This is a genomic window from Brevundimonas sp., assembly GCF_032107865.1.
Classification (GTDB): Bacteria; Pseudomonadota; Alphaproteobacteria; order Caulobacterales; family Caulobacteraceae; genus Brevundimonas.
Genome location: NZ_DAMCNG010000237.1, coordinates 1 through 3,883, shown reverse-complemented (window position 1 = coordinate 3,883; position 3,883 = coordinate 1). Strand labels below are relative to the sequence as shown.

5 protein-coding genes and 2 pseudogenes are annotated in these 3,883 nt (G+C 67.3%); 4 read left to right on the top strand and 3 right to left on the bottom strand.

The window, feature by feature from the left end; all coding sequences use genetic code 11:
• Nucleotides 1-257 (top strand): annotated as a pseudogene (locus RT567_RS14600) (Tat pathway signal protein); the annotation flags it as partial.
• On the opposite strand, the gene RT567_RS14595 reads toward RT567_RS14600, so the two are convergent.
• Genes RT567_RS14595 through RT567_RS14585 form a run of 3 tightly spaced genes read right to left on the bottom strand, consistent with a single transcriptional unit; the run spans nt 241 to nt 2,020 of the window.
• A complete protein-coding gene (locus RT567_RS14595) occupies nt 241-831 on the bottom strand; it encodes a demethoxyubiquinone hydroxylase family protein (RefSeq protein WP_313576986.1) in 591 nt (196 codons plus the stop codon). The pseudogene RT567_RS14600 and the gene RT567_RS14595 overlap by 17 nt on opposite strands.
• A 12-nt stretch (nt 832-843) precedes the next feature.
• Nucleotides 844-1,383, bottom strand: a complete 540-nt coding sequence (locus RT567_RS14590; protein WP_313576985.1) for a disulfide bond formation protein B — start codon at nt 1,381-1,383, stop codon at nt 844-846.
• A gap of 55 nt (nt 1,384-1,438) precedes the next feature.
• A complete protein-coding gene (locus RT567_RS14585; RefSeq protein WP_313576984.1) occupies nt 1,439-2,020 on the bottom strand; it encodes a YqaA family protein in 582 nt (193 codons plus the stop codon).
• Between the two features lie 225 nt (nt 2,021-2,245).
• On the opposite strand from RT567_RS14585, the gene hppD reads away from it, so the two are divergent.
• The 3 genes and pseudogenes from hppD to RT567_RS14570 form a co-directional block, all read left to right on the top strand.
• Nucleotides 2,246-3,331 carry a 4-hydroxyphenylpyruvate dioxygenase gene (gene hppD / locus RT567_RS14580; RefSeq protein WP_313576983.1) on the top strand — a complete coding sequence of 362 codons (1,086 nt, stop codon included), beginning with the start codon at nt 2,246-2,248 and terminating at the stop codon, nt 3,329-3,331.
• Nucleotides 3,332-3,517: a hypothetical protein gene (locus RT567_RS14575; RefSeq protein WP_313576982.1), complete on the top strand. Its 186-nt coding sequence runs from the start codon at nt 3,332-3,334 to the stop codon at nt 3,515-3,517. It begins immediately after the preceding gene.
• Nucleotides 3,518-3,682: 165 nt separating this feature from the next.
• Nucleotides 3,683-3,883 (top strand): annotated as a pseudogene (locus tag RT567_RS14570) (isoaspartyl peptidase/L-asparaginase); the annotation flags it as partial.

Sequence of the window (3,883 nt, the reverse complement as noted above, 5' to 3'; positions counted from 1 at the left end):
GGTTCGCCGTGCAACGGTCGTGGCGCCCGCCGTTCGACGTCCGCGCGCGGGTGCGCCGCATGGACGCCGACGGCGCGCTGGGGCCGGTTCTGGTCGAGCTGAAACTGCCCGGCCTGACCGATAATTTCGAGGGGATCGCCGCCGAGCGCCGCGCGGAAGGGACGCGCCTCTACATCCTGTCCGACGACAACGCCAACCCGGCGCAGAAGACCCTGATGCTGGCCTTCGACGTGCTCGAGGTCAGATCCGCTCGCTGATCTTGATGGCGGCCTTGCAGCCGACCTTGATGACGCTGCTGAGCAGGCGGTAGGCCGGGGCCTCACGGCTGCCGTGCTCGATGGCGTGGTCGTGGTGGGCCAGTTCCTCTTCGCGGAACTTGGTCAGTTCGGCGGCCAGTTCGGGATCGCGGTCGCGGATTTCCTCGATCTGGTCGGCGTAGTGTTTCTCGATGACGCTCTCGACCGCCTCGGTGCAGGCGTGGGCCGCCTTTTCCGAGATCAGGGCCGTACCGGCGCCGAGCGCCGTGGCCGCCAGCTTCCACAGCGGGATCATGGCCGTGGGGCGCACCCGGTTCTCGTTCAGCAGGGTCTCGAAGCGGGCCAGGTGGACGGCCTCGTGCCCCTCCATCTCGGTCAGGTCGGCGGCGATGGCGTCCTTGCCCTTGCGGCCTTCGAGCACGGCGCGCTGGGCGCGGTAGATGTGGACGGCGGCGAACTCGCCCGCATGGTCGACGCGCAGCATCTCGGCCAGGCGGGTCTTGTCCTGACCCACGCCGGGGCGAGCCAGGGGAATGCGGCGGGCGGCGGAGATGGCTTCGGCTGATTGGGTCATGACGCCTCTATCCTAGCTCCTCGGCGCGCGGGCGTCCTTGGGACGTTTCGCCGCCAGCAGGCTGAAGATAGCCAGCGCCAGGGAGATCACAAAGTTCCAGCCCGCCATCGACAGGCCGGCGAAGCTCCACGGAATGTCGCCACAGGAGACGAAGCCCGAGCTTCCGCCCGTGCCGTCGACCAGGGCCGTCAACGCCGACAGATCGATGGTGGTGCTCGGCGCGGCCATGCAGGTGGCCGGCAAGGCCCACCAGCGCAGCTCGCCCCCGGCGTGATAGCCCGCCGTGATCGCCCCGGTCAGGAAGATCGCCGCCAGCAGGAAGGAGGCGATGCGCGGCGTGCCCCGGCTGGCCCGGCTGAACAGGGCCCAGAAGGTGGCGGCCCCGGCGATGGCGACGGCGGCCCAGTAGACCTCGCGCTGCTTCAGGCACAGGTTGCAGGGCGCCAGACCGCCGAACCGCTCAAACGCATGGGCCGCGCCCAGCATGGCCAGGGCGGCGGTCAGGGCGAAAGCCGTCCACCAGCGGGTCAGCGTTTTATAGATCGCGCTCATCTGCGCCTCACAGGAACCAGGCGCCTCTCATAAACTGAGCGGGGACCGGCGTCGATCAATGACCGATCAGCTTGACCATAAAGAAGGCGCCGACCAGCAGCACCAGGAACAGCACGGTAAACAGCGCCAGCCGCTTCTCGACAATCGCCAGCATCGGCGGGCCCCAACGCTTCAGCACGAAGGCCACCAGGAAGAAGCGGGCGCCGCGCGTCACGACGCACAGGGCGATGAACAGCGCCAGATTGAACTGGAAGATGCCCGAGGCGATGGTGATCAGCTTGAAGGGAATGGGCGTCAGCCCCTTGATCAGGATGACCCAGGCGCCGTGCTGCTGGAACAGGGCCTTGGACGCCTCGAAAGTGTCGGCCTTGCCCAGCAGGGCCAGCATCCACATGCCGACCGGCTCCAGGAAGTAGCCGATGGCGTAGCCCAGAATTCCGCCCAGCACCGAGGCGATGGTGCAGACCGTGGCGTAGAAATAGGCGCGGTCCGGCTTGGCCAGCACCATGGGCGCCAGCATGACGTCCGGCGGAATCGGGAAGAAGGAGCTTTCGGCGAAGGAGACCACGGCCAGCGACCGGGTCGCGTGACGATGGCGGGCCAGGGAGAAGACCCAGTCGTAGAGCTTGCGAAGCATTCAGGCGTCCCGATCGAGGCCCCCGCCTCTCGTCCCTCGCCCGATAGCAGGCCAGACGAAACGGCGCGAGAGGCGAACGATCGCCTGCGACACCGGAACGTGTGCCGTTTCAGTCCACAGCCGCCTTGCGCCCGATACCGCCCCGCCAGTAGGTTCCGCCCCAATCAGCGGCCGCGCCATGCAGGCCTGAGCCGCGTCAAACCATAAGTAGAGAGGAGACGCGCCATGCAGGATGCCGCCAAACTCGACCAGGAAAACCCCCTCGGCGTCGACGGTTTCGAGTTCGTCGAATTCACCGGCCCCGAGCCCGAGGCGATGATTTCGCGTCTGGAGCTGATGGGCTTCACCCCGACCCATGTGAACCCGGCCAACGGCGTGGTGCGCCTGAAGCAGGGCGACATCACCATGCTGGTCCACCGCGCGCCGGCCGGGCAGGCGGCGGATTTCGCCAAGGATCACGGCCCCTCGGCCAACGGCATGGCCTTCCGCGTCGCCGACGCCAAGGCCGCCTATGAGGGCGCGCTGGCGCGCGGCGCCCGCAAGGCCGAAGGCATGGACGGCGGCGCCCTGGGCGGCGACTACCCCTATGTGCTGCAGGGCATCGGCGGCAGCCTGCTCTACGTCGTCGACCAGTATGGCGAGAACGGCTCCCTCTATGACGCCTGGGACGAGATCGAGGGCTGGGAAGAAGCCGAGCGCAAGAACTCCATGGGCCTCGAGATCCTGGACCACCTGACCCACAACGTGCGTCGCGGCGAGATGCGCACCTGGTCCGGCTTCTACAGCTCGGTGTTCAACTTCGAAGAGCAGAAGTATTTCGACATCAAGGGCAAGGCGACGGGCCTGTTCTCACAGGCCATGATCGCGCCCGACCGCGCCATCCGCATCCCCCTGAACGAGAGCCAGGACGAGAATTCCCAGATCGAGGAATTCATCCGTCGCTACAACGGCGAAGGCATCCAGCACATCGCCCTGACGACCGAGAACATCTTCGAGACGGTCGAGGCCATGCGCGAACGCGGCGTCGATTTCCAGGACACCATCGAGACCTATTTCGAACTGATCGACAAACGCCTGCCGGGCCACGGCGAGGACGTGGAGCGGATGCGCAAGAACCGCATCCTGATCGACGGCTCGGACGAGGAAGGCCTGCTGCTGCAGATCTTCACCCAGGACACCTTCGGCCCGATCTTCTTCGAGATCATCCAGCGCAAGGGCAATGAAGGCTTCGGCAACGGCAACTTCCAGGCCCTGTTCGATTCGATCGAGCTGGACCAGATCCGTCGCGGCGTCATCAAGGTCGACGCCTGAATGCGGTTTCGGCCACCGCACTGGCTGCCCTGGCTCGGCCCGCTTCTGGCGGCCGGGGCCGGGGCCCTGGCGGGCGAGTACTGGCTGGGGGGCGGGTTCTGGATGGTCCTGGCCGCCGCCCTGGTCTGCGGCTTCGCCCCTATCCTGGCCCACCGCCTGTGGCGACGCCTGCACCATAAGGGCTGAGGACGCTGGACTCGCTTTCCTCCCCATTCCATGGGGAGGGGGACCACGAAGTGGTGGAGGGGCCTCTTCGGCGCGTTTAGGCGAGCAGCCCCTCCGTCTCGTCGGCTGTCGCCGACGATCCACCTCCCCACTTCATGGGGAGGAGAAAACAATGGGGAGCCTGAAATGAAATCCATCGCCTTCGCCGCCGCTGCGGCCGCCTTGCTGGCCTCACCGGCCGTCGCTCAGGATGCGCCGCAATGGTCGCTCGCCATTCACGGCGGCGCGGGCGTGATCGAGCGCGCCCAGCTGAGCCCTGAGCGCGACGCCGCCTATCGCGCGGGCCTGCAGGCCGCGCTGGACGCCGGGTCGGCCGTACTGGCGCGC